Origin of the sequence: Arthrobacter sp. YD4 (assembly GCF_030410515.1) — a bacterium.
Classification (GTDB): domain Bacteria; phylum Actinomycetota; class Actinomycetes; order Actinomycetales; family Micrococcaceae; genus Arthrobacter.
Genome location: NZ_JAUHHD010000002.1, coordinates 643291 through 669590, shown reverse-complemented (window position 1 = coordinate 669590; position 26300 = coordinate 643291). Strand labels below are relative to the sequence as shown.

Below are 26300 nucleotides of genomic sequence, written 5' to 3'. Positions count from 1 at the left end.
ACCCGCACCCTCACCCTAAACATTCTTCGAAAGGCATATTCATGAAGTCCGTCCTCAGCCTCCGCGACGTCACCCTCGACTACCCCGACGGCGGCAGCACGCTGCGCGCCCTGGACCGGGTCAGCCTGGACCTGGCCGCCGGCACGTTCCTGGCCTTGCTGGGTCCGTCCGGATCCGGGAAGTCATCGCTGCTGGCGGTGGCCGCCACCCTGATCCGCCCGAGCTCCGGCACCGTCCTGGTGGCCGGCCAGGACGCGGGGTCCCTGTCCGACGCGGCCCGCTCGGCGCTGCGGCGGGACCGGGTCGGGATCATCTTCCAGCAGCCCAACCTCCTGCCCTCCCTGACCGCCGTGGAACAGCTCCTCCTGGCAGCGCACCTGCGCGGAGAACAGCCGCGGCAGGCCCGGGAGCGCGCCGGGACGCTGCTGGACCGCGTGGGCCTGGCCGCCGCGGGAGACCGCTGGCCGCACCAGCTCTCCGGCGGCCAGCGGCAGCGCGTCAACATCGCCCGGGCCCTGATGGCCGACCCGGCCCTGCTGCTGGTGGATGAGCCGACGGCGGCGCTGGACCAGCAGCGCAGCGGGGACATCGTCCGGTTGCTGCGGGAGGTCACCGATGAATTCGGCGTCGCGACGCTAATGGTCACCCACGACGCGGACCTGGTGCCGCACACCGACGCCGTCGCCACGATGGCCGACGGTCGGCTCTCGCTCGGCGCCCTGCAGGGCGCGCACTAGCCGGCGGCCGCGTCCCCCACCGGGCCCAGTGCGGGAACCGGGAGACCGAAGACGTCCCGGAGCGCGTGCCGGGCGGCGTGGAAGCCGGGCATGCCGGTCACGCCGGGCCCGGGCGGGGTGGCCGAAGAGCAGAGATAGAGCCCGCGGACGGGGGTCCGCCACGGGACGGGCCGGAACACCGGACGGGCCAGCAGACCGCGCAGGTCCATGGCCCCGGCGCTGAAGTCCCCGCCGACATAGTTTTCGTTGTAGGCGCCGAGGTCCGCCGCCGTGGTCACCCGCTGGTCCACGATCAGGTCCCGGAAGCCGGGGGCGAATCGCTCCAGCTGGGCCGTGACCTCGGCGCCCATGTCCACGGTGGACCCGGCCGGGACGTGGCAGTAGGTCCAGAGGATGTGCCGGCCGGCGGGGGCGCGGCCGGTGTCGAAGGTGGAGGGCTGGGAGACCAGGACGTAGGGCCGCTCCGGGTGCTGCCCGGAAGCCACCAGGTGCTCGGCCTCGGCGGTCTCGGCCCGGGTGCCGCCGACGTGGACCGTGCCGGCCCCGGCGAGCTCGGAGGCGGCCCAGGGGACGGGGCCCGAGAGGATGTAGTCCACCTTGCAGGCGCCGTTGCCGAACCGGTAGTCCTCCAGGGCGCGGCGGTAACGGGCCGGGAGCCGGTTGCCGGCGATCCGCAGCAGCCCGGGCGGGGCCACGTCGAACAGGCTGGCCCGTGCCGGCGGCAGGTCCGTCAGGGTATCGATCCGGGTGCCGGTGCGGATCCGGCCGCCGTGGGCTTCGATGTCCGCGATCATCGCCTGCGCGATGGAGGCGGAACCGCCCACCGGGATGGGCCAGCCCCCGGCATGTCCCAGGGCACCGAGGACCAGGCCGGCGCCGGCGGCCGGGAGGGTGGGCAGCGGAGCGACGGCGTGGGCGGCCACCCCGGTCAGGAGCGCGGGGGCGAGATCCTCACGGAAGCGGGCATCCCACAGCCGGGTGCCCTGTTCAAGGGTGCGGAGGCCGAAGACGGCGGCGGCGACGGGGTCCCGGGGGACCCGCACAAGCTGGTTGAGGGCAACGTCCATGACTCCCTCGAGGCGTTGCAGCAGCGGGGTCATCAGGCGTCGGTACGCTGCGCCGTCGCGGCCCAGGGCGGCTGCCGTGCGCTCCAGGGAGCGGTAGCCGAGCGCGGCCCGGCCACCGTCGAGGGGCGCCCCGTGGGAGAGCTCAGGGGTCACGACGTCGATCCGCCGGGAGAGCCCGAAACCGCGGAAGAACGGCGAGGCCAGCGCCATGGGGTGGACGGCCGAGCAGACGTCGTGCAGGTGGCCCGGTTCCATCAGTTCCATGGTCCGGAGGCCGCCGCCGGGGGTGGGTGCGGCCTCGTACACATCCACGGCGAGGCCGGCGCGGGCCATCGTCACGGCCGCGGCGAGGCCGTTGGGACCCGCTCCCACCACCGCGACGTCAGGCATCGGAGCCCACCTTCGCCGTCCGCCACGGCAGGACCGAGGCCGCCGGGTGCCGGAGGTCGATCCGCAGCCGGTCAGCGGCGCCGTCGAAGGGACCTCCATGGGGATCGTCCACGCGCTGCCGGCGGATGATGTCCCGGTCCGGCTCGACGATGTCCCAGGCCACCCGCGCCATCAGATATGCCGTGGCCAGCATGTGCGCGACGACGGCCAGGACGTAGTAGGGCATGTCGATGTTGTGCTGGGAGGGGCCGCCGCTGGTGACCTGACCCAGGAACATCCACACGGCCGCCCAGTGCAGTGCCTCGATGGCCTGCCAGATGAGGAAGTCGCGCCACCGCGGCCGGGCCAGGGCCAGCAGCGGGATGAGCCAGATGACGAACTGGGGCGAGTAGACCTTGTTGGTCAGGATGAAGGCGGCCACGATCAGGAAGACCAGTTGCGCCAGGCGGGGACGGCGCGGGGCGGCCAGGGCCAGCAGCGCGATCAGCACGCAGGCGGCCAGGAACAGGTCCATGGCCAGGGAGTTGATGACGGCCGCCTCCAGCGGCTTCCAGCCGAGCCGGCCGGCCACCAGGTTGTACGCGAACCAGGGTGAGCTGTAGCCGGCGGGCCGGGACTCGGTGAACTGGTAGAAGTACTTCCATCCGGCCGGGTCTGCCAGCAGGGCGGGAAGGTTCACGGCAAGCCACGCCGCCGCGGCCGCCCCGGCGGTGGTGAGGAACGCCCGGATCCGTCCGGTGCGCAGCGCGAGCACCAGGATGGCGCCGAGGATCAGCAGCGGGTAGAGCTTGGTGGCGGTGCCCAGCCCGATGCAGATGCCGGCCAGGACCAGGTGGTTCCGGGCGAAGAAGTACATGGCCAGGGCCAGGAAACCCACGGCCCACATGTCCCAGTTGATGAATCCGGCCAGGATGATGCCGGGGGCCAGCGCCACCATGGCGGCGTCCCAGGGCCGCCGGCCGGCCGTGCGGGCGGTGACGAGGACGACGACGATCCAGACGGCCGCCACCAGGGTGGCATTGACGTCGAAGTACGCGAGGACCCGGCCGGCGCCGGTTCCCGAGCCGGGTACCAGAAGGGCGGTGGCTCCGGCGATGAAGCCCATCAGGACCGGGTATTCGAAGTGACTTCCGGCGGTGACGAACGGGAAGGCGCCGTTGCCCAGTCCGCGGTTTCGAAAGAGTTCGGGGAAGTCGGAGTAGCAGGTGGCGTAGAACTGGCCGGGGGATTCCCAGCCGTTGCTCCGGCAGTAGCCCTTGACCAGGAGTGCCAGCAGCGCGGCCAGGACCGTCAGGATTCCAAGCACCCGCGGGACGGTGAAGAGGCCGGGAGAGACGACACCGGGCGCGGCGCGGCGCCCCATGGGTCCGCCGATCAGTTCGGTGAAGTTCCGTAGCAGCCGGTCACTGCGGGTGGGAACCACCAGTCGGCTCCTCCGGTGCTGGTCCGGCGGCATTGTCTCCTGCATGCCATGAGCTTACCGGGGGTTCGCGGCGGCCGGACGTGGCCCTGGGGGCTACGGGCGGCCGGTTAAACGGGGGAGCCCACGCGTTGCCGCGTGGGCTCCTGGCGGGTAGCTCGGAATGGTCAATCTCATGGGTCCTCCTCTGATGGCTGCTGCGGTGTGCGTGACCTGGGCGGTCGGGGCAGCAGGGAATCAGCGGATCAGGCCCATCTGGTGCAGGGTCAGGTAGACGTCTTCACGCCGCTGTTCCAGCAGCTGGGCGTTGAACTGCGTCCGTTCCTTGCGGCCGGGCCGCGGACGGAAGACCGGCACGCGGGGGAGCTGTCGTTTCATTGGTTTCACCTCCCTCCGGAGGGTCGGGATGGAAGTCTGGGCGGGATCCGGCCGAACCGGCAGGGCTCCGGGGTGCGGTGTGGGGCGGGTCAGGGACGGAACGACAGACACGTGTACTCCTGGGGTGAAGAGGGAAGGAATTTCCGGGATATCTGGGCATGACAAATAGACCCCGGATAAATTGCAGGTAATTTCACTAAAAAGGGCAGCAAAAGAAGAGCCGTCTTAGTGCGTGAATTCGCCACGCGAAGAATGCCGGCACTGAGCGTGAAAGATGCACCGCCGGGAAGCAGAGTTCCGAATTGTGGTGCCGCGCGCTGTGATGGCCTGGCAGGGCGAAGGTGATGAAGAAGGAGGCTTCACCGGCAACTGTCCCGCCGAAGCCCGCGCCGTCCCTGATGCGGGAGGATTCGGGCTAGCGGCGGTTCTGCAATCCCGGCACGTGGCCGGCGATGAGCGGAATCAGCAGGTGTGCATTCCAAAATTCGGGCGCCAGGCAACAACGGAGGCCGGGTTGGCGGTGAGGGTGAACATCCATCCGCGAGTCAAAGTAATCATTTTCCCAACCTCCTTTTCTGTTGTGCCATCGCTCCGGCTGACAGGCCGGGCGGTGAGCGCCGATACCCCGGCTGGACGCCTCTGGGGTTGGAAATAAAACTACATGATGAATGCAGGGGTTGACCACTTAATCCATAAAGTTTTATGGAAAAACTTTTAAGGGACGGGTTTAGAGGCCCCAACGCACTACTGCGGGGGTCTTCTTATCCCAGCCGAGCGTGCAGACCTTGGCTGTACCCAGGACGAAATGCCGTCCCTCGTGGGCGTCCAGTCCCAGCCACCGGGCAGTGAGGATGCGGGAGAAATGCCCGTGCGCCACGACCAGGACATTGTCGAGGCCGGACTCCAGCACCCTGGCCACGATCTTGTCCGCCCGGGCCGCGACGTCGTCGAGCGCTTCACCGTTTGGCACGCCGTGGGTCCAGATCAGGTAGTCCGGGTTGTCCTTCCGGATCAGGTCCGAGCTGATGCCCTCGTAGTCGCCGTAGTCCCACTCCACCGCCAGCGGTTCCAGCCGTGCGTCGGGGAAGCCGGCCAGTTCGGCCGTGCGGCGGGCGCGGCGCAGCGGCGAGGTGAGCACCAGGTCGAAGTCGACCCCGTCAAGGACCTTGCGGGCCTCCACGGCCTGCTGCTCGCCCTCCACCGTGAGGGGAAGGTCCGTCAGGCCCGTGTACTGGCCGCTCTTGGACCATTCGGTCTCGCCGTGGCGGAGGATCCAGAGCTGGGGGCGGGGGCCGTTGGCGGGTGCGGGCATTAGGACTCCTCAGAGGGTGCGACGGCGGCGGATTCCGGCTGCGCCGCCCACCATTCCAGCAGTTTGGCTTCGGCGGCGGCGGGCTCGAGCGGCCCGTTCTCCATCCGTACTTCCAGCAGGTACTTGTAGGCGCGGCCGACGACGGGTCCCGGCTTGAGGCCCAGCAGGGCCATGATGGCGCCGCCGTCGAGGTCCGGGCGGACCGCCTCCAGCGATTCCCGCTCGCGCAGCTCGGCGATCCGCGTCTCAAGGTCGTCGTAGGCGAAGGCGAGGCGTTCGGCCTTGCGCTGGTTGCGGGTGGTTACGTCGGACCGGGTCAGCCGGTGCAGCCGCTCCAGGAGGGGGCCGGCGTCGGTAACGTAGCGGCGGACGGCGGAGTCGCTCCAGCCGGCGTCGCCGTATCCGTAGAACCGCATGTGCAGTTCCACCAGGCGCGCAACGGCCTTGATGGTGTCGTTGTCGAAGCGGAGCGCCTTCATCCGCTTCGCGGTCAGCTTCGACCCCACCATGTCGTGGTGCCGGAAACTCACCGCGCCGCCCGCCTCGAAGCGCCGCGTGGCCGGCTTGCCGACGTCGTGCATCAGGGCCGCGAACCGCAGCACGAAGTCAGGGCCCGGGACGGGGCCTTCGGCGCCGGTCTCCAGGCCCGCGGCCTGCTCCAGGACCTGCAGCGAGTGCTGGTAGACGTCCTTGTGGCGGTGGTGTTCATCCGATTCGAGCCGAAGCGCGGACACCTCGGGCAGCACGTATTCGGCCAGGCCGGTGTCCACGAGGAGGTCGACGCCGGTCCTTGGCTGGGCGGCGCAGATGAGCTTGACCAGCTCGTCGCGGACACGCTCGTTGGAAATGATCTTGATCCGCTCCGCCATGGCGGTCATGGCGCGGCGGACGTCGGGGTGGACGGTCACACCCAGCTGCGCGGCGAAGCGGGCGGCCCGCATCATCCGCAGCGGGTCGTCCGAGAAGGAATCCTCGGGCGACCCGGGCGTGGACAGCGTGGAGGCGTGCAGGTCCCGGACCCCGCCGAACGGGTCCACCAGTTCCATCGAGGGCAGCCGGAGGGCCATGGCGTTGATGGTGAAGTCGCGGCGCAGCAGGTCATCGGTCAGGGAGGATCCGAACGCCACCACAGGTTTCCGTGACTCGGGGTCGTAGGCCTCGGCGCGGTAGGTGGTGATCTCGATCTGGAAACCGGCCTTGCGCATCCCGATGGTCCCGAAGGCGCGTCCGATCTCCCAGAAGTTGTCGGCCCATTTCTTGATCAGCGCGACGGTCTGGTCCGGGGTGGCGTCGGTGGTGAAGTCCAGGTCCGGCGATTCACGGCCCAGGAAGAGGTCCCGGACCGGGCCGCCGACCAGGGAGAGTTCGTGGCCGGCGTCGGCAAAACGCCGCCCCAGCTCAAGGACCACCGGGTCAACCTGGAAATCGACGGGGTGGGACTCGGTCTGGTGATGTGGGTGCGACATAGTCTCTTAAGCTTGTCAGAAATCCCCGCCAGCACCACACCGGGACGGACCGGGGACACCGGCCCGTCCGCGGCGGCCCGCGGGGGCGGGCCGAATCCGATTTTCCCGCCGTCCACTTTCCCGTCACGTTTAGGTCATCAAGTCCGGGCAAGAGTAGTTAGAGTGGACTTTATGGCCCACCCCGTACCGAGCGCTCCCGGCAGGAGGACGAACGCACCGTTGCCCTCGGCAATCGGTGGCAACGTCGCGCCGGCGCAGCAGCACGCGGGCCAGGCCTCCCTGCCTACCGTGGAGGAAGTTTCCGCGGGCGGCGTCGTGGTGGATACATCCGACGCCGAACTGCGCGTGGCGATCATCGCCCGGCTCAACCGCGGCGGCCGCCTCGAGTGGTGCCTGCCGAAGGGCCACCCGGAAGGCAAGGAAAGCAACGAGGAAGCGGCCGTCCGCGAGATCGCCGAAGAGACCGGCATCGAGGGCAAGATCCTCGCCCCGCTGGGAAGCATCGACTACTGGTTCACCGTCAGCGGGCACCGGGTCCACAAGACGGTCCACCACTATCTGTTGCAGGCCACCGGCGGCGAACTGACCATTGAGAACGATCCCGACCAGGAAGCCGTGGACGTGGCGTGGGTGCCGCTGACGGAACTGGCGCGGAAATTGTCCTTCCCCAATGAGCGCCGCATCGCCGACCTCGCCCGCGAAGTCCTTCCCGACCACCGCTAGGACCACGTCCGTACGGGCCGCGGTTGCGCCTATTCGGCCGCCCGGGTGAGACGATGAGAATGATGTCTGCCGCCCAGCCCCAGCCCGAGAAGTCCGCACCCTCCGAAGCCGCCGCCCCCCAGGCCGCCCGCGCCGGAGAGGCCCGGTCCAGCGCCGTCATGGCCGCCGGGACCCTGGTCTCGCGGTTCCTCGGATTCGCCAAGACCTGGATGCTGGCGCTGGCCCTGGGCCTCGGCTCGACGGTCACCGACACGTTCATCAATGCCAACAACCTTCCCAACTTGATCTTCCTGTTGGTGGCCGGCGGCGTCTTCAACGCCGTCCTGGTCCCGCAGATCATCAAGGCCAGCAAGGGCCCGGACCGCGGCGCCGACTACATCAGCCGCCTGCTCACCCTGGCCGTCGTCGTGCTGTTGTCCCTGACGCTGGTGGTGACGCTGCTGGCGCCCACCGTGATTGACCTGACCACCCAGGGGTATTCACCGCAGCAGAAGTCCCTGGCCGTGGCGTTCGCGTTCTGGTGCCTGCCGCAGATCTTCTTCTACGGCCTCTATGCCCTGCTGACCCAGGTCCTGAACGCCAACGGCGCGTTCGGGCCCGCCATGTGGGCACCGATCCTGAACAACGTCGTCGCCATCGCCGGCCTCGGTATGTTCATCTGGATCCTCGGCACCAACGAGGCCAACCCGCACACGCTGGACAACTGGGGATCCTTCCAGACGTTGCTGGTGGCCGGGTTCTCCACCATCGGCGTCGTGGCGCAGACGGCCATCCTGATGATCCCCGTGCTGCGGCTCCGGCTGGGGCTGCGTCCCCGTTTCGGCTGGCGCGGGGTGGGGCTGGGACAGGCCGCCAAGCTCAGCGTGTGGACGCTGGCGACGGCGGCTGTGGGGCAGCTGGCCTTCCTCTACATCATGCGCATCGCGACCATCCCCGGCGCCGAACGCCTCCGGCTCCAGGCCGAAGGACAGACCGAGGCGGCCGCCACGCTTCCCGGCAACGCCGTGCTGGAGGTGGCCAGCCAGCTGTACCTGCTGCCGCACTCGATCATCGCCCTCTCGCTCGCCACGGTGCTCTTCAACCGGATGACCCGCGCCTCCCAGGACGGGGACCGGGCCGGACTCCGCCGCGCGCTCAGCCACGGCCTGCGCACCATGGCGGTGGCGACAGTCTTCGGTGCACTGGCCCTCTTCGCACTGGCCGGCCCGCTGGGCATGTTCTTCTCCGGCGGTGACCGGCAGGACGGGGTCATGCTGGCCCAGACCCTGACCATCCTGGCCCTCAGCACCCCGTTCATGAGCGCCAACTTCATGATGTCGCGGGTGTTCTACGCCAACGAGGACGCCCGCACCCCCTTCTACATCCAGCTGGTCCTGGCCCTGGTGAACGTGGTGGCGGCCTTCTTCATCCAGTTCCTGCCCTTCGACCGGATCATCTTCGCCATCGCACTCCTCTACACCGGCGGCAACATCCTCTCCGTGATCGTCAGCGCCGGCTTCCTGCGGCGGCTCCTGGGCCACCTGGACGGCCCGCGCGTCGCCAGTTCCTACATCAAGATGGGCTACGCGGCCCTCGGTTCGGCTATCGCGGGGACCGGCGCCCTCTGGCTGCTGGGCAGCTACAACCCGGACGGCTTCGCCTGGAGCGGCCGGATCGCCGCACTGGTGACCGTCGCCGTCGTCGGCCCCATCATGCTGGCCGTCTACTTCGTGCTGCTGCGGGTGCTGCGGGTGAGCGAGCTCCAGGACCTCCTGCAGCCGCTGCTGGGCAGGCTGCGCCGCCGCCCGGCCGCCGCGGGTGCGGCAGGCGCCGCAGGGACAGGGGCGGACGCCACGGGCGAGGCTGGTGCCGGCTCGGGCGAGGAAGTAGCCGGGGAGGTTCCGGCGGGACGGACCGCACCGGTCCGGACGGTTCCCCAGCGGGCCACCACCTCCCTGGATACCGGCCTCATCCCGCGGATCTCGGGAGAGTTCGATTCGGCGTCCTTCCGCGTGGGTCCCGACGTCCGCGAGGAAGACACCACCGGTTGGGGCCCCGACGGCGGCTACCTCCCCGAGGAGGAACGGCCCGCCACGTCGCGGGGCGGGGCGGGCCAGACGGAGATTCCACTGCCGGGCCGCCGCACCTACCAGGGCGACCCCGGACGCAACCCGTACTTCCCGGACGGGCAGGGCAACAAAAAGTAAGCCGCACCCCGAACGGAGGCCGTGGTCACCGGGCGCAACACCAGCATCAGTTAGGATCGAAGACTAACAAGGGGAGTTGCAGACCTGGGGTCCACCGGCTTTACCGGGGGCCGGCGTTGACCGTTGACGTCACCGGGGCCGGCAGTTCCGGACAGCCTAGGAGGAACACGTGTCCCACCCGATCGATGTCGGATCAGTACTCGGCGGCCGCTACAAGGTGACCGCCACGGTTCTGACCTCGCATGACGAGGATCTGGTGCTGGACGGCGTGGACCAGGTGCTGAACCGTCCCGTGAGCATCCTCGTTGCTGGCCCGGGAAACGCCGACCAGGTGGCCCAGAGCGCCCGCGAGGTGGCCACCGGCGAACGCCCCGGACAGGTGCAGATCCTGGACCTCGGAGTCAGTGACGACGCCACCTACCTGATCACCAACCACACGTCCGCGGCTGACCTGCTGGACCTCGTGGTCAGCTCCAACCCGCCCTACGTGGAACCGTTCTTCACCGACACGCTGGGCAGTGAGATCTTCGGCCAGGCCCGGTCGAACGAGCCCGAAACCTATGACGGCCTCTACGACGACGAGGAAGTCGACGCCGGCTACATCAACTACGGCGACCAGCAGCAGCGGCCAGCCAACCAGCCGGTGGTTCCGCCGCGGCAGGCCCCCGCCCCGCAGGCAGCAGCGCCGAAGACGGAGCACCGGGGAGCCGGAGCGGCCGCCGCCGCAGGTGTTGCCGGAGCAGCCGCAGGCGCGGCCGCCGCGAAGGCAGCGAAACCGTCGAAGGCCCCGAAGACCGCGCCGCAGGACGCCGCGCCGCAGCCGACCGTGGCCAACCCGGTCCAGCCGGCACAGTCCGCGAAGGCCGCTCCGACGTCGTCGAACCCCAAGGTTTCCCTGTGGCAGGACGACGATTACGACGACGCCGTCCCGGACCAGCGCACGATGGCACGGGAGAAGTCCTCCGGCCCCGCAGCCGGCCGCGCCGCCGCAACCCTGCCCGCCTTTGCCCGCAAACCCGCCGCGGACGGCCCGGGGGACTACGACGACGATGACGATGACGCACCCCGCCGCGAGCCCCGCTCCATGCGGTGGCTGGTCGGCGCGTTGCTGGCCGCCGTCCTGGTCATCGGCCTTATCTTCGCCGTCACCAACCTGGGCGGCCTCTTCAAGGGCGGCACACCGCAGGCAGCGAAGACGACCTCGACTTCCACCGGTACCCCCGAGCAGTCCGGCACGCCATCGACGAGCCAGAGTGCCCCGCCGGCCGCGGTTCCGCCGGCGATCGAATCCGTGTCCCGCCAGGGCAACTTCGACTTTGCGGCCACCTACGACGGCGATCTGGTCAAGACGTACGACGGCAACGCCGCCAGCTACTGGTCCGACATGGAATTCGCCACCGACGCCTGGGGCGGCTTCGCTCCGGACGGCGTCCCGCTGGTGGTCAAGCTCAAGGGCCCGGCCAAGGTCTCCTCCGTCACGCTCAGCCAGCTCGGTGCCTCCGGCGGCAACATCAGCGTCTACACCGCCGACCAGCCCTCGCTCGACGGCGCCAAGCTGGTGGGCAGCAACAGCTTCACCTCGCCGGAGTTGACGCTGCCGTTGCAGGAACCGGTGACCGCGCAGTACGTCATCATCCAGATCAAGAACCTGCCGAAGCTGGCCGCCCCGAAGACCCGCTACGGCTTCGGCCTGCGGCTCGCGGAGATCAAGGTCCAGTAGCCGTTCCGGGCCGTCCCGGCGGCCCCACACCGGTACCCTAGAAGGACGGGGCTAGGCCCCGTCCAAAGGCGTACGCGGAATATTCACCCGGTGCGCTTAGTTGTGCCATGTGGCCGGCCAACCTGGCGGGTGCATCGACAAAGGAAGAGGTTCACCGTTCAGTGAGCAACGCAGAAAACACCGCGTCCGAAGTACGTGATGTCATCATCGTCGGCTCGGGGCCGGCCGGCTACACCGCCGCGGTGTACACGGCACGCGCCAACCTGAAGCCCCTGCTCCTGGCGGGCTCCGTCACCGCCGGTGGCGAACTGATGAACACCACCGACGTCGAGAACTACCCCGGGTTCCCCGAGGGCATCATGGGTCCTGACCTGATGGAGAACTTCGAGAAGCAGGCTGCCCGGTTCGGCACGGAGATCCAGTTCGAGGACGTCACAGAGCTGGACCTCGACGGCGACATCAAGACCGTCACCATTGCGACGGGGGAGACCTTCCGCGCACGGTCCATCATCCTGTCCACCGGGTCCGCCTACCGCGAACTGGGCCTGGCCAACGAGAAGCGCCTCTCCGGCCACGGCGTCAGCTGGTGTGCAACCTGCGACGGTTTCTTCTTCAAGGATCAGGACATCGCCGTGATCGGCGGTGGCGACTCCGCCATGGAAGAGGCACTCTTCCTCACCAAGTTTGCCCGCTCCGTCACCGTGGTTCACCGCCGCGATACGCTGCGCGCGTCCAAGATCATGGCCGACCGCGCCCTGGCCCACGAGAAGATCAACTTCGTCTGGAACACCGGCGTCGAGGATGTCCTCGGTGGCGACAAGGTCACCGGACTCCGGGTGAAGAACCTGCTGGACGGCACCGAGTCCGAGCTGGCCGTGACCGGCGTCTTCGTCGCGATCGGCAACGATCCCCGCACTGACCTGGTCAAGGGCAAGCTGGATCTCACCCCGGAGGGCACCATCGCCGTCGAGGGCCGGTCCTCGAAGACCAGCGTCAAGGGTGTCTTCGCCGCCGGCGACGTCATCGACCCGACCTACCGCCAGGCCATCACCGCCTCCGGTTCCGGCTGTGTCGCGGCCGTCGACGTCGAGCACTACCTCGCAGACCTTCCGGTCGCCTAGAACAGCACGCTACCCCTCCACGAAAAGGACAAGGTTATGAGCAACGCAAAAGACGTAACAGACGCAAGCTTCAGCACCGACGTGCTCGCTTCCGACAAGCCGGTCATCGTCGACTTCTGGGCCGAATGGTGCGGCCCGTGCCGCAAGCTGGGCCCCATCCTGGACGAGATCTCGGTCGAGTACAGCGAAAAGGTCGACGTGGTCAAGGTCAACGTCGATGACAACCCGGCCATCGCGGCCGAATACGGCATCACCTCGATTCCGGCCGTCTACCTCTTCCAGGGTGGCGAAGTGAAGGGCAGCGTCATCGGCGCCCGCCCGAAGCAGTACTTCGAGAAGGAATTCGCGGACGTCCTGTCCTAGTTCATCCTGACCGGCACCGGCCGGTCTCAGCACGACGACGGCGGCTCTCCCCACTAGGGGAGGGTCGCCCTTTCGTTTCTGTTCCGATGAGAGAGATATCGCGGTTGCCGCGACTATTATCGCTTGGCTGCCTAGTTCCACTCAGCCGGGTGAGCGTTATTCTGGCTGGATATCAACCGAATATGTTGGTATATACAGAGCGTATTTCCGTAGAGCTCCAGACACCCCATGCCACGGGGGCTGCGTCCTAGAGCCACCAGGAGTACCTCGACGAACAGGTCAATTTCTTCGGTGAATCCAGGAAGTGATCGACTTGGTCGTCAACACCTTGGCATCATTACCCGTCATGCGGAGTGTCGACACCGTCGTGTTTCACGTGAAACATGCAGTAGCAGCACTGGGCTCCGGCGGATGAAAACGGACTCACCGCAACTGAACTCAGACTGCTGCGACCTTTCGGAGGCAACACTCGGCCGGAACTGGAGTGCCCATTCACTGTTTCACGTGAAACATGACCTGTGCGTTCGCGTACTTTTCGAGACACCCTGAACTAGCTGGTGGCACCCTTGGCGGCATTCTCTGAGTCCCGCCTCCCACGGAGTGAGTTCGCCGCAGAATGGACTCACCTCAGCCGCCCTTGCGGTGAGGGCCCTGGATCGAAACGGCTGGACCGAATATGTGCATCTTGATCGGGTTCGAAAGCCGCCAGGGAGAGTGCCGATGCGGTTCCATCTGCTCCAGATCTTTAGAGAAGTGGTCAGGCCCCACACGGAGTGAATCCGGGATTCAGGAACCTTAAAAAATGCCGAGCCACCACAGTCAAACCCAGGAATATCCAGCTTCTAACTATTACGGTTTACTTTCTTCTCTAACAGCTCTCGGGCGCCCGACATTTCTACCTAGTTCTTGCGTCAAGACCGTAACCACCACCCATCTCCTCACACACGGCCAGGGTGTGCATCGCGGTCGCTTACGCGGGGAGACGAGCCAATCCCTCTCTATAACCTGTTTCACGTGAAACGTTCAATGCCGGTAGCGGTGTGCCTATGGAGGTAGGCCTCCGGAGGCAGGACATCAAAGCAACCCCACCGCGGTCGCAGGTACCGGGGATCAGGTTCCGGAGTGAAAATGACCATCGAGACCATGCCCGAGCCTTGTTTCACGTGAAACCCTCACAACCCTTCCCAGTCACCACCTCCACCCATCCCTGTGCCCAGAGGGGGGTGGGCGGCGAGAGGGGCAGAGCGAGTCTCCCAGCAGACGACGAGGGTGATACGAGGGCAGTGCTCCCAGTGGCGAATCCAACGGTCGGCCCGAAACCGGAGGATCAGGGAGGCCATTGTAAGTGTGGGAGTACGCTACCCAGGCTGAAGCGCTAATCCTCAGCCTTGCTTCGGGTGATCCACCTATCCAGGCCCGATACTGCTCAGGGACCTTCAAAGGCGCGAGTTGTGGGCCGCTTCGACCTACGACGGTCCACCTCATGACACCGGGCAGTCAGCTGGAAATGATCAGGTATTCAAGCCGACGGCGGTAACCGTCAGTTACGGGATGATCAGGTGAAGTTGAGAAGCTTCGGCGGGGTTGGGTTAGAGGGACGCGTACGCCCACGCACTTAGCGAATGGCCCCAGGTGGGGGATCGGTAGCCATGAGCATTCACGGCCGTGCTCCACTTTCCCGCCCTGCTGCGGTGTAAAGGTGTTGGAGGGACCCCAACATCTTGGTATCGACAACTAGCCTGTAGAGCCCCCAGGTCGATGGCGTCTATGAATTCCTTGCGCAACCGACTCCCGACAGCGTCCCACCTGACCATAGGGACCTACGAGAAAAATCCTGCTACGCGCTCGATTCAGGGAATGAACGGAACCACAGTGCTCTCTGGGGAGGACAGCAGGATGGGTCCGTTCAAGCCGAGCCGAGGTTGGTCGCTTGTCATCCAACCTGGGTGCCCCTCACCCTTATGGGTCGGCTGCGCCAGTTGGGCACGTAGTGTTCTGCTAGCGGCATCAGTGTGGGCCTGGCGCCCGCGCGAGGCACTCGTCCCCAGGGCCAGATCATCCTGAGCAACACACGACAAGCCCCCATGAGAGCGGCCGACTGCCATTCCGGGGGAGCCCGTCCTGGTCGTGGCTAACCCGAAGCGCCATGTACCTCAGCAGGACCGGCGCATCCCAACGGAACTTGCCTGAGGCGACGCATCGGACTGAGGACGCCGTCCAGTCGTCTGGCCCTTACCGAACCATCTCTTGCTGGTCACTCTGCGTCGCAGAGGGGCCAGTTCGGGCAATTGATCTCAGGCGCCATCGACATTGCCGGTAGCAACTAGATTGCCGTCGCTCACTCGACTGTAGTGACCATTCCCTCCATAGACACAGGGGGAGTGCAGGAGCATCTGCGCCGGCAGCCCTATGCTCGAATCCCTCAGCCCAGAGGCCCCGAAACCCTACGGCGAAGTCTTGGGGCCGCCCCGCTGTAACGGTGACAGCCGTGGATATCAGCGCGCACGGGCGCCAGCATTCAATCACCATGTCCATTCTCGGGCGTCTCCAAGCGTGGATATCCACTGTGGCTATCCACAGCGATATCCACAGTCCTCCGAGAGATTGCACACAGTCTTATCCACAGCCTCGCGATGCCTCATCAACAGTTCCCCTTGAGGGCGGGTCGGCCCGGACCAATCTCGCAGATGAGGAGAGGGCCGTCTCGTGGAGAAACGGAATTGTTTGTTTTGTTAGATGGCCGGGCCGCCGGCGGAAAGTTAACCCATTTGTGGCGAGATTTCGGCCAGTTCTGGGGATATTCGGCCGCACTCTGCCCGGCGGCAGTGTTTCACGTGAAACAAGCGCTGTCGCGGCTACTCCCACCGCTTACTTCACCCCAAGCAATATTCTCGGGTACTCACATCTGAGACCATTTAGACCACGATGTCCGCCGATCTTTCCACAAAGTTATCCACAGCAATATCCACCGGCAAATTGGCTCTCAGAACCTGTGGTGATGGCTGCGAAGTTCGCCCTCGGCCGGTACCGATTCAACCCACTCAGGCAAACGCGAAACGGTCGCTACCGAGTTCTGGAAATCACTGGCGACTCATCGATGACATCCACCCTCCGACGGCACGCCGTTAGTCGTCGTTACCTGCTCACCGTCTTGCCGGTATTGATATTGGCCATGCCTTACAAACCTGACGAGCAACTCCCATCCAGATATCGTCGGCCCCGGTTACGAGTTCAGCCGCCGCGGGCAGGGGAGCCGGCTTCCGGGGTGTGGAGTCCGCCGTGTGGCTCGGCCGTCCACGTGCTTGGGTCGAAGATCCGCACTCGGTTCTCCCCGGGCCGGCGTCCCGGGGCCGGTGTCCGTGGTCCGGTGTCCGTGGTCCGGCGTCCGGCGTCCGGGGCAAGTGTCCGGGGGCCGGCATCCGGCGTCCGGGGGCCAGCGTCCGTGGTCCGGCATCCGACTCTGGGTTTCGGTTTCGGAGCTCTGAGGTCCGAGGTCCCAAGTCGGAAGTCGTGGGGGAGACTCTCCATTGCGCGGCCCTGAAAAGACCTTGCCTATTAGGAGCCGACATCCGTCAACTAGCCTTGGGACTCCAGCAAGCATGTTGTCCCAGGCTGCCTGCTCTATGCGCCTCTTCGAACATCACCAGTCAGGACTGGGCAGCTGACCCCGATACCTGGCGCTTGCCGCAGATCAGTACCGCACATGAGAACAAAAGGCCACGACCTAGCCACGGGCAGTCTGTACAAGCCACTGATGCACCCGCCGAGCACGATGATCCCATCGAGAGCACTTTGGCGAGAACAAGCAGAGGGAGTGCGGCGCGGAACGAGAGTCGGCTAGTCGGAAGATGCTCTGCGCGATCCGCTCTCGGTCGCTGAGGCAATCTTCAGTAGCCGGAGCCCACTGATGCCGCAGTACATTAATCAGACTCGAGGTGGCACCCATAGGTTCAGGAGCGCACAACACTCAGGGTTGGGCGTCAGAGCGTCGACGAGCCCAGGAGCTCGCACACCTCCTTGAGCGCCCTGCAGACCCAAGTCTGAAGCCAGGTCGCCCTAGTACTAAAGGTAGCGCCGTGGCTATCCCGGGAGACCGTCAGTAGGCGGCCCAGCCTCCCCGCCCGGACAGCACCTCAGCCTCCCGTCGGGACGGATGCCTAGGACCTGGATTCTAGGACAGTAGCATCGAGCCGACGCAAACCGTTTCACGTGAAACATGTACACAGATCCATGATTGATTTGTAGGCTCCAGGCCTTTCATCCACGGTCTTCGCGCTTGTAGTCGAGACCTATCCTTCGCGGAACTGCGACGTTGTCTGCGGAACGCAGAGATGTGGATCGACCTGTCCAAGGAGGCCACAGCACATCGCGCCTGCAGACCTTTCGGAACTCTGAGGGAGGACCTACATCGCAATATGTACGCCGACGTCTCGGAACCTGGCCCATTAAGCATCAATCCACTCATCAGGCTCATGGGCGGGGACCTTGTTTCACGTGAAACAGCATCGAAAACAGCAGCCCCAAATGGAGGCAAGCCGAAGGCTGCCTTGGTTGATCCCTCAGTATCTCTTGATCGCCGCTAAGGCCCCCTAACATCAGAACGCCTAGGCGCCCCCGACAGGGGATGAGCACCCGAACAACAACAGCAAATCCGCCGCAGACTACCGAGCGCGAATAGCGACCAATCACCCAACTGCGCCTCGCCTCAAGCAATCCCTACGCACACCTCGCCCCACAACAAGTTCAAACCTAGTGGCACGAGAGGAGACCTACCGAGCCCGCCCAACGAGGTTTTGGCCTGGCCAAACCGACGAATAGGGGGTTGCTGGAGCCAAAGGTGGACTGTAACCGCCTCGAATGCGTCCGGAGAACCACAGTCGGCAGGGAAACTCAATGCGCCCCAGGGCAGGCTTAGAAGGCACCGTACAGCGCTGCAGAAGCAGGAAGGCGTCCACCGCGCACGTCCAGCTCGAATGAGGCTAGAAAGCGACATCCGGCGGATCTAAGCAGCCCTCTATGGTCGTCATCATCCGGTGAACCCGCAATCCGGTCTAACGTCAGGACATGGACTCCCGGGCCCGGCACGCAGCCGACGGGGCGCACCCAGACTCCCAGGCCCCTCGGCCGTGCGCCAAGCACCACACCGCGCCGCCGCACGCCCACAAAAGAGCCTCGGTTTGGGTGGTCTCATCGACCCAACCCGGTAGGAAAACCAGGATCACGCAAGCTACTGCGTGCGCGCAGGCCGGTACGTAGGATTTCTTGAACTGGGTAAGCCAACCGACATGCCGTTGACGCCACCAGGCTCGTACCTTCAACACCGGTGACACTGGTGGATACTAATGGGGGATTCGCACCCAGCGTGGACGTCATCACCACCCATAGCCACGAACACGCAGACCACCCAGCCGGCGATGGACGCACAAAAGAGGGCCCGTTTCACACGAAACGGACCCTCCCAAAGATGAATATAAACTCTAGGTCGGATTACCCGGTGTCAGAACATCCATGATGCGGTTCAGGTCTTCCACGCTGGCGAACTCGATACTGACGCGTCCCTTGCGCGCACCGAGGGAGATCTTCACGTTGGTGTCCAGACGGTCCGAGAGCGACGATGCCAGGTAGTCCAAGCGCTCGTGCCGTGCACCGGGGCGGGGGATGTTGTTCTTGGCCGGGGCAGCGGGGCTCTGGTAGAGAGTGACGGCCTCCTCAGTGGCCCGGACAGACATGCCCTCGGCAACAATCTTCTGGGCCAGCCGTTCCATCGCGGCGGCGTCCGGAAGTGCCAGCAGGGCGCGGGCATGCCCGGCCGACAGCACACCGGCTCCAACACGGCGCTGCACCAACGGCGGGAGCTTCAGCAGACGCAGGGTGTTGGACACCTGCGGACGGGACCGGCCGATGCGGTCCGCCAACTGCTCGTGAGTGGTACCGAAGTCTTCCAGCAGCTGCTGGTATGCGGCGGCCTCTTCCAGCGGGTTGAGCTGGCTGCGGTGAAGGTTTTCAAGCAGTGCGTCCCGAAGGAGGTCATCATCGGTGGTGTCACGGACGATTGCGGGGATGGTTTCCAGGCCGGCGGCCTGTACTGCCCTCCACCGGCGTTCACCCATGACCAGCTCGTAGGTTTCTCCACCTTCTTCGGTTGAAGTCCGGACGACAATTGGCTGGAGGACTCCGATTTCGCGAACGGAGTGAACGAGCTCCGCCATGTCGTCCTCATCGAAGACCGAGCGGGGCTGTTTACGGTTGGGGTGGATGTCGCCGACCGGAATTTCAGCGAAGCGGACCCCGGGGACCGCAACCAGGTCCACGCCGTTATCGGCAGCCGGAAGCTCGGGCTCAGACTCTTCAAGCGCAGGGGCCTCGGCCGCCACCTTCGATGCGGCCGCACGATTCCGTCCGGACGTGTCCGGACCAGCCGAGGCGGCCGACTTACCCTTCGCCGCGGCAGCAGACTTCCGGGCAGGTGCCTTGGCGGTCGTATCCGACGGAGCCGGTCGGGACGTCGTCGTCTCCTCCGGCCCAGCAGATGTGGACGCAGCAGACTCGGGGGCAGCAGCATCAGGGGTTGCCTCTACCGGGGCTTCCTCGACAGCCGGCGCCTCGCCGGAGCGCTTGCTGGCCGGCGGGAAGAACAGATCCACGGGCCGGGACGGGGCCGCACCGTTTCCGGAGGCGTTAGCCGAGGCGGAACTTGGAATCAGTGCGCCAAGTCCGCGGCCCAGGCCGCGTCGCTTATCGCTCATGGATAAATCCCTCCATTGGAAGAGCGCGGCATGCTCCGGCTCTGGCTAGTGCAATTGTTGAGAAGATTCTAACGTTCGGCGATTTCAGCGGCGGCTTCCAAGTAGGACAGCGCGCCGCTGGACGACGGATCATAGGTCATGACCGTCTGCTGGTAACTGGGTGCCTCCGAAATGCGCACGGAGCGGGGAACCACGGCACTCAGAACCTTCTCGGGGAAGTGCTCACGAACCTCCGCGGCCACTTGGGCGGCGAGGTTGGTACGGCCGTCATACATGGTCAGCAGAATGGTCGAGACCACCAGGTCGGCATTGAGGTGCTTCTGGATCATCTCAATGTTCTTCAGCAGCTGGCTCAGACCTTCCAATGCGTAGTACTCGCACTGGATGGGAATGAGGACTTCACTGGCGGCGCAGAAAGCATTGACCGTCAGGAGACCAAGGCTCGGCGGGCAGTCAATGAAGATGTAGTCCAGCCGCTCCTCGCCGTTCTTGGCGCGTTCCTTGGCGTAGACGTCGATCGCCCGGCGGAGCCGCTGCTCCCGTGCCACCAGGCTGACGAGCTCGATCTCGGCTCCAGCCAGGTGGATGGTGGCCGGTGCACAGATCAGCTTGGCGATGTCCGGGCACGGTGCGACAACGTCCTGCAACGGAACATCGTTGATAAGCACGTCGTAGATGCTGTCGACATCGGCATGGTGTTCGATGCCAAGGGCGGTGGAGGCGTTGCCCTGCGGGTCGATGTCGATGACCAGCACGTTGAGCCCGGCCGCGGCCAGCGCTGCGGCGATGTTCACCGTGGTGGTGGTCTTGCCGACGCCGCCCTTCTGGTTGGACACGGTGAAGATACGGGTCTTCTCCGGCTTTGGCAGCTGCCGGCCCAGGAGGCGCTCCCGGCGTTTGTTTTCGTGGGCGAGTTCCCGTGCAATCGGGCTGGAGTCATCAATCGAATCCAGTACATTGCCGGTAGACATCGCCGAGGTTTCACGTGAAACCGACGAGGAAGATGAGCTGCTTGCAACCAAAGAAGGTTTGCTTATGGCGGAGGAATGAGAGGCAGAAGGCGCCATGAACGATCGTGCAGACCCCAGGGACACAAACGGCGGAATCCGTTGCGCGGAGGCTTCGCTACTGCTCACTTGACACTCTCACTCTCGCTCGGCGTTGACTGCCGCTAACTAGCCTAACCTCTTACCCCTCAACACAGCGGGCGCCGGGCGGACGCTACGCCTTCTTTAGGGGCTTATTCACTACGATGCGGACCACGGTGGTGGGCTCCTCAAGGAGATCCTCCCCGACAACCACGACGGACGTGTCCACGCCCCCCAGTTTGCGGATGGTCTTTGCGGCTTTTTCGATCTCTTCACCGGCGCTGCGGCCCTTGATGGCCACGACTTCACCCTTGCCCTGGAGCAGCGGGATAGTAAGCCCGGCCAAGTTGGTCAGGGCGGATACCGCGCGCGCGGTGACCACGTCGGCGTCGACCTGTCCCACGGCCAGCTCGGCACGGGTGCGCATCACCGTGACGTTGTCCAGACCGAGGTCATCGACCACTTCCTGCAACCAGATCACGCGCCGCTCCAGCGGCTCGATGAGTGTCAGTTCAAGGTCCGGACGGGCGATGGCCAGGCATAGCCCCGGGAGCCCGGCTCCGCTGCCGACGTCGGCCACGTGTTTGCCGGGCGCAATCTCACGTTCGATCACGGCACAGTTCAGCACGTGCCGGCTCCACAGTCGGGGCACCTCACGCGGGCCGATCAGGCCGCGTTCGGTACCGGACGTGGCGAGGTGCTCCACATAGCGCCGGGCCAGGTCCAGCCGGTCACCAAAAATCGCTTCGGCGGCCTTGAGTTCGGCCGCGGTAATCTCCACCATCATGCTGCTCTGCGGAGTCACTCTGCGGAGACAACGATGTGCCGCTGGGCACCCTCGCCCTCGGACTCGCTGACGAAGCCTAGGTCCGCGACGGCGTCATGCACGATTTTGCGCTCGTAAGCGCTCATCGGCTTCAGCGCCACCGGACCACCGCTCTCCTTGACCGAAGCGATGGCATCCTCGGCAATCTGCTGCAGGTCGCCGGCACGGTCCGTGCGGTACCCGTTGATGTCCAGGACCAGCCGGGAGCGGTTCTCCGTGGCGGCGAGGACGGCCAGACGGGTCAGTTCTTGCAGGGCCTCCAGCACCTCACCGTCGCGGCCCACGAGGTTCTCCAAGCCGGAGTTGTCCTCCTCGGCCACGATCGAGATGTAGGTCCGGCCGTTGCGCACCTCGATGTCGATGTCACCGTCGATATCCGCGATGTCCAGGAGTTCCTCGAGGTAGTCGGCGGCGACGTCGCCTTCCTCCTCCAAGCGGCTGGCGGTGTTGCTCTTGCCCGCGGGCTGGCCGGCTTCGGTATCCGTGGCTTCCGGGGCTTCAGCATCGTTGCTGGGCGCGGCCTCGTCGCGGACGTCTTCCTGGGACAGCGGCTCGGCGGCAATGGCGTGGTCGGTGCTCTCGGCAGGCATTACTTCCTCTTCCTGTTCTTGCGCTGGGGCTGGACGCGCTGGCTCTTGGCGACGGCGGCGCTGGCAGCGGCTTCCGCCTCTGCCTCGGCGTCGGCCTTCTTCGCACCCAGCAGGGGCAGGTTGGGCAGGCCCTTGGCGGCACGGCGCTCGGCCAGGGCCTTGGCGGCGGGGGAACCGGGGGTGGGCATGCGACGGATCACGAAGAACTGCTGGCCCATGGTCCACAGGTTGGTGGTGGTCCAGTAGATGAGGACACCGATGGGGAAGTTGATGCCGCCGACGCCGAAGACCAGCGGCAGGATGTAGAGCATCATCTTCTGCTGCCGCATGAAGGGGCTGGCCATCGCGTCTTCAGACATGTTCTTGGCCATGATCTGCTTCTGCGTGATGAACTGCGAGGCGGTCATCGCCAGAATCATGACGATCGAGAGGATCCAGACGGCGGTCTGGTTTCCGCCGCCGCCATGGAGCAGCGAGGCCGACAGCGGAGCACCGAAGATGCTGGATTCGTCGAACTGCCGGACCTGATCGATGTTCATCGCGCCGATGCCGGTGCCACCGGCCTTGGCGGAGCTGATGCCGGAGAGGACCTGGAAGAGGGCGAAGAAGAATGGCATCTGGATCAGCATGGGGAGGCACGCGGAGAACGGGTTGGTTCCGTGCTTCTTGTACATCGCCATCTGTTCCTGCGCCATGGCCTGGCGGGAAAGCTGGTCGGTCTTGCCCTTGTACTTGTCCTGGAGCTTCTTCAGGTCCGGCTGCAGCAGCTGCATGCCGCGCTGGGCCTTGATCTGCTTGACGAAGACGGGGATCAGCGCGGCGCGGATGACCAGCACCAGGCCGATGATGGACAGGGTCCAGGTCCAGCCGTTGGCTGCAGGCAGGCCAATGAAGCTCAGTCCGTCGTGGAAGCCGATCATGATGGCCGATACCAGCCACTTGAACGGGGCCAGAATTGCTCCAAAGATGTCCATACGTTATTCCTCTTCGTCAGGCCGCGGGGCGGCCTTCTCCATCAGACTGTGCCGCCAGGTACTTGTCCGGGTTGTTCAGCACGACAATTCGGGGGGTGTGGCCGGCGGGCCACTCCCGGTGACCGGCGGGGACATGGTCCACACCGCCGGAATTCCATGGGTGGCAACGCAGCAGCCGGCGTACCGCCAGCCCGGTGCCCTTGACCGCCCCATGGACCGTCACCGCTTCCAGCGCATAGGCGGAGCAGCTCGGAAAGAATCGGCAGACCTGGCCGTACAGCGGAGACACAACCTTGCGGTAGGCCATCAGCAGCAGAATGATCAGGTTGCGGGGCAGGTGCCACAGCGCGCGGCCCAACCAGGCGGCGGCCTTGGACACGCGCGGTGCAGGACCGGGGACGACGGCGGCAGCTCGATTACGCACGCGGTGTCCCTTCCTGTGGTGTCTCACTCGAAACCTTGGCAACGGCCTGCGGCGCGCGGCCGGCCAGCCGCTTGAGGGTTGCTCCCAAGGCGGCATCGTAGTCATTACGCAGGGTCTCCCAGCCGGCGGACGCCGACGCGGGCAGGGCCCTGACGACGATGGCAAATCCGACGGGATAAGTGCGCAGCGACAACGCACCAGCTTCTCTCAGTCTCCTCTTAACGAGGTTCCTGACAACAGCGTTCCCGACACTCTTGGAAACGATGAAGCCGATGCGGCTAGGTTCGCCGTCAGGTAAAGCTGCCGTATATAACACTAAGTTCCGGCGTCCATTGCGGACGCCGGAACGTACAGTTGTTGAAAAATCGGTAGAGGTCCTCAGACGGTTCCGGGTGGCTAGCACCGCTCAACTCGCAAAAGGGTGATGACCGATAAGTCAGTATTTACGCCGACAGTTCGGTGCGGCCCTTGCCACGACGGGCTGCCAGGATGGCGCGGCCGGCACGGGTACGCATACGAAGGCGGAAGCCGTGCTTCTTGGCTCGACGGCGGTTATTCGGCTGAAAAGTCCGCTTGCTCACGTTAGTTACTCCAGTGGATCAAAGGTGCGCCCACCCGATCAAAAAAGGGGAAGAACTGGCCGACGCTAAGTTTTGTATGTGCCGCTACCCCGCTCCCGGTGACGCAGGCGTCTGGGAGAGCTTCAATGAAGCGAAAAGCGGACACAAAGGACTTCACAACGTTAGGGGAAAAACGGCTGCAGAGTCAAACCGGAGGGGTCGCCGGCGATCATCCCCAGCTGTGGCTAACCTGCCCCCGGGCCTGTGGATGAAGCACATCACAAGCCCCCGGAGAGAACCACAACGGTGTAATTATCCACAGGTCAGTTCCCAGCTATCTTCTGGGCTTTTCATCCCCTAGAGTGTCCCAGTAGCCCATTATCCACTGTCTGTGTACAACCCTGTGGATTACGCCGGGACCACACATCGAGTCCCGGGCGGTGCGGCTGCGGTAACGCCAGCAAGCAAGGTTTGAGGAATTCATTGATGACGGTAGACGAAGCCGACCACGCCAACACCGTCGGGAGCTCCTGGCGCCGGGTGGTTAGCCTCCTGGAAAACGACCACCGGGTTACCCCCAGGCAGCGCGGTTTTGTCATCCTCGCCCAGGCGCAGGGCCTCATCGGCTCCACACTGCTGGTGGCCGTTCCCAACGAACTCACCCGAGAGGTGCTCCAGACCCAGGTCAAGGAAGCCCTCGACGACGCACTGCGGGACGTCTTCTCCGACGAGATCCGCTGCGCGATTGACGTCGATACCGAACTGGTGCCCCTGCACGTCGAACCCGAAGCGGCACCGGAGCTGACCCGCACGGCCGATCCCGCCGTCGAACTCAAGCCGCAGCCCATGCTGCCGAGCACCTCACACGAATTCGGCCGGCTGAACCCGAAGTACGTCTTCGACACCTTCGTGATCGGTTCCTCCAACCGGTTCGCGCACGCGGCCGCCGTCGCCGTTGCCGAAGCCCCGGCCAAGGCCTACAACCCGCTGTTCATCTACGGTGACTCGGGCCTCGGCAAGACCCACCTGCTCCACGCAATCGGCCACTACGCCCGCCGCCTCTACAGCGGGATACGCGTCCGCTACGTCAACTCCGAAGAGTTCACCAACGACTTCATCAACTCGATCCGCGACGACGAGGGCACCAGCTTCAAGACCACCTACCGGAACGTCGACGTCCTGCTGATCGACGACATCCAGTTCCTGGCCGGCAAGGACCGCACGCTCGAGGAGTTCTTCCACACCTTCAACGCCCTGCACAACAACAACAAGCAGGTGGTCATCACCTCGGACCAGCCGCCGAAATTGCTGGCCGGCTTCGAAGACCGGATGAAGTCCCGCTTCGAGTGGGGCCTGCTGACCGACATCCAGCCGCCGGAACTGGAAACCCGCATCGCTATCCTCCGCAAGAAGGCGCTCAGCGAAGGCCTCTCCGCGCCGGACGATGCCCTCGAGTACATCGCCTCCAAGATCTCCAGCAACATCCGCGAGCTCGAAGGCGCCCTGATCCGGGTAACCGCGTTCGCCAGCCTGAACCGGCAGCCGGTGGACGTTGCCCTCGCCGAGATGGTGCTCAAGGACCTGATCACCGACGACGGCGCCCAGGAGATCACCTCGGCGCAGATCCTGACCCAGACCGCGGACTACTTCAAGCTCACCATGGAGGAGCTCTGCAGCAAGTCCCGGACCCGGACCTTGGTCACCGCACGCCAGATCGCCATGTACCTCTGCCGGGAGCTGACCGACATGTCGCTGCCCAAGATCGGCCAGGAGCTCGGCGGCCGGGACCACACCACGGTGATCCACGCCGACCGCAAGATCCGCGAACTGATGGCCGAACGCCGTGTGATCTACAACCAGGTCACCGAACTGACCAACCGGATCAAGCAGCAGCAGCGGAATTCCTAGCCCCGCATCCGCGTACTCATACCTTATTAACAGGGGGCTGTGGACAAGCCTGTGGATAGTTAAGGGGACAACGGCAGTTAATGGGCTTAAAACCCTTAAGCCGCCTGTGGATCGACGAAACGGCCAAAAATCTTGTCCCCATCCACACCCTGTTTAAAACCTGACGGACCCACAGCTCATGAACAGGGCTTAACCGCGGATCGGCGGGCCGGGACCGGGTTATCCACAGTTTCCACAGCAGTTATTAACACTACTAATCCCAAGAAAATGAAATTCCCTCAAACAACAATCTCCCTCCACC

Annotated in this window: 20 protein-coding genes; 7 read left to right on the top strand and 13 right to left on the bottom strand. The window is 65.2% G+C overall.

What is annotated here, in order from left to right; translation table 11 throughout:
* Positions 1 to 41 precede the first annotated feature (41 nt).
* Positions 42 to 737, top strand: a complete 696-nt coding sequence (locus QWJ39_RS07600; RefSeq protein ID WP_290257128.1) for an ABC transporter ATP-binding protein — start codon at positions 42 to 44, stop codon at positions 735 to 737.
* On the opposite strand, the gene QWJ39_RS07595 is transcribed toward QWJ39_RS07600, so the two are convergent.
* From QWJ39_RS07595 to QWJ39_RS07575, 5 genes are all read right to left on the bottom strand, one after another.
* Positions 734 to 2194 carry an NAD(P)/FAD-dependent oxidoreductase gene (locus QWJ39_RS07595; protein WP_290257127.1) on the bottom strand — a complete coding sequence of 487 codons (1461 nt, stop codon included), beginning with the start codon at positions 2192 to 2194 and terminating at the stop codon, positions 734 to 736. The genes QWJ39_RS07600 and QWJ39_RS07595 overlap by 4 nt on opposite strands.
* Positions 2187 to 3662, bottom strand: coding sequence for a glycosyltransferase 87 family protein (locus tag QWJ39_RS07590; protein WP_290257126.1), 1476 nt, complete (start codon positions 3660 to 3662; stop codon positions 2187 to 2189). Before QWJ39_RS07590 ends, QWJ39_RS07595 begins: the two co-directional genes overlap by 8 nt.
* A 189-nt stretch (positions 3663 to 3851) precedes the next feature.
* Positions 3852 to 3992 carry a hypothetical protein gene (locus tag QWJ39_RS07585; RefSeq protein WP_290257125.1) on the bottom strand — a complete coding sequence of 47 codons (141 nt, stop codon included), beginning with the start codon at positions 3990 to 3992 and terminating at the stop codon, positions 3852 to 3854.
* A 727-nt stretch (positions 3993 to 4719) separates the two neighbouring features.
* The gene (locus QWJ39_RS07580) at positions 4720 to 5304 is read right to left on the bottom strand and encodes a histidine phosphatase family protein (protein ID WP_290257124.1); all 585 of its coding nucleotides are present in this window, start codon (positions 5302 to 5304) and stop codon (positions 4720 to 4722) included.
* Positions 5304 to 6770, bottom strand: coding sequence for a CCA tRNA nucleotidyltransferase (locus QWJ39_RS07575; RefSeq protein ID WP_290257122.1), 1467 nt, complete (start codon positions 6768 to 6770; stop codon positions 5304 to 5306). Before QWJ39_RS07575 ends, QWJ39_RS07580 begins: the two co-directional genes overlap by 1 nt.
* A 171-nt stretch (positions 6771 to 6941) precedes the next feature.
* Between QWJ39_RS07575 and QWJ39_RS07570 the strand changes: the two genes are divergently transcribed.
* The 5 genes from QWJ39_RS07570 (at position 6942) to trxA (ending at position 12883) form a co-directional block, all read left to right on the top strand.
* A complete protein-coding gene (locus QWJ39_RS07570) occupies positions 6942 to 7493 on the top strand; it encodes an NUDIX hydrolase (protein ID WP_290257121.1) in 552 nt (183 codons plus the stop codon).
* 59 nt (positions 7494 to 7552) lie between these two features.
* Positions 7553 to 9679, top strand: coding sequence for a murein biosynthesis integral membrane protein MurJ (gene murJ, locus QWJ39_RS07565; protein ID WP_290257120.1), 2127 nt, complete (start codon positions 7553 to 7555; stop codon positions 9677 to 9679).
* Positions 9680 to 9848: 169 nt separating this feature from the next.
* On the top strand, positions 9849 to 11399 hold the full coding sequence (locus tag QWJ39_RS07560) for an ABC transporter substrate-binding protein (RefSeq protein WP_290257119.1): 1551 nt from the start codon (positions 9849 to 9851) through the stop codon (positions 11397 to 11399).
* A gap of 161 nt (positions 11400 to 11560) precedes the next feature.
* The gene (gene trxB / locus QWJ39_RS07555) at positions 11561 to 12520 is read left to right on the top strand and encodes a thioredoxin-disulfide reductase (RefSeq protein ID WP_290257118.1); all 960 of its coding nucleotides are present in this window, start codon (positions 11561 to 11563) and stop codon (positions 12518 to 12520) included.
* A gap of 36 nt (positions 12521 to 12556) precedes the next feature.
* The gene (gene trxA, locus QWJ39_RS07550) at positions 12557 to 12883 is read left to right on the top strand and encodes a thioredoxin (RefSeq protein WP_290257117.1); all 327 of its coding nucleotides are present in this window, start codon (positions 12557 to 12559) and stop codon (positions 12881 to 12883) included.
* Between the two features lie 5477 nt (positions 12884 to 18360).
* Here the strand turns inward: trxA and QWJ39_RS07545 are convergent.
* From QWJ39_RS07545 to rpmH, 8 genes are all read right to left on the bottom strand, one after another.
* On the bottom strand, positions 18361 to 19629 hold the full coding sequence (locus tag QWJ39_RS07545) for a ParB/RepB/Spo0J family partition protein (RefSeq protein WP_290257116.1): 1269 nt from the start codon (positions 19627 to 19629) through the stop codon (positions 18361 to 18363).
* Between the two features lie 68 nt (positions 19630 to 19697).
* On the bottom strand, positions 19698 to 20765 hold the full coding sequence (locus QWJ39_RS07540) for a ParA family protein (protein ID WP_290257115.1): 1068 nt from the start codon (positions 20763 to 20765) through the stop codon (positions 19698 to 19700).
* A gap of 85 nt (positions 20766 to 20850) precedes the next feature.
* Positions 20851 to 21501, bottom strand: a complete 651-nt coding sequence (rsmG, locus tag QWJ39_RS07535; RefSeq protein WP_290257309.1) for a 16S rRNA (guanine(527)-N(7))-methyltransferase RsmG — start codon at positions 21499 to 21501, stop codon at positions 20851 to 20853.
* Between the two features lie 17 nt (positions 21502 to 21518).
* A complete protein-coding gene (locus QWJ39_RS07530) occupies positions 21519 to 22133 on the bottom strand; it encodes a R3H domain-containing nucleic acid-binding protein (RefSeq protein ID WP_290257114.1) in 615 nt (204 codons plus the stop codon).
* Positions 22133 to 23107: a membrane protein insertase YidC gene (yidC, locus tag QWJ39_RS07525; protein WP_290257113.1), complete on the bottom strand. Its 975-nt coding sequence runs from the start codon at positions 23105 to 23107 to the stop codon at positions 22133 to 22135. The genes QWJ39_RS07530 and yidC overlap by 1 nt, the downstream gene beginning before the upstream one ends.
* A 16-nt stretch (positions 23108 to 23123) precedes the next feature.
* Positions 23124 to 23486 (bottom strand): membrane protein insertion efficiency factor YidD, encoded by a 363-nt coding sequence (gene yidD / locus QWJ39_RS07520; protein ID WP_290257308.1) that lies wholly within the window; start codon positions 23484 to 23486, stop codon positions 23124 to 23126.
* Positions 23487 to 23523: 37 nt separating this feature from the next.
* On the bottom strand, positions 23524 to 23934 hold the full coding sequence (gene rnpA, locus QWJ39_RS07515) for a ribonuclease P protein component (protein ID WP_290257112.1): 411 nt from the start codon (positions 23932 to 23934) through the stop codon (positions 23524 to 23526).
* 40 nt (positions 23935 to 23974) lie between these two features.
* Complete coding sequence (rpmH, locus tag QWJ39_RS07510) at positions 23975 to 24112, bottom strand: 50S ribosomal protein L34 (RefSeq protein ID WP_003800212.1); 138 nt, start codon at positions 24110 to 24112, stop codon at positions 23975 to 23977.
* 465 nt (positions 24113 to 24577) lie between these two features.
* Between rpmH and dnaA the strand changes: the two genes are divergently transcribed.
* Positions 24578 to 25999 (top strand): chromosomal replication initiator protein DnaA, encoded by a 1422-nt coding sequence (gene dnaA / locus QWJ39_RS07505; protein ID WP_290257109.1) that lies wholly within the window; start codon positions 24578 to 24580, stop codon positions 25997 to 25999.
* Positions 26000 to 26300 lie beyond the last annotated feature (301 nt).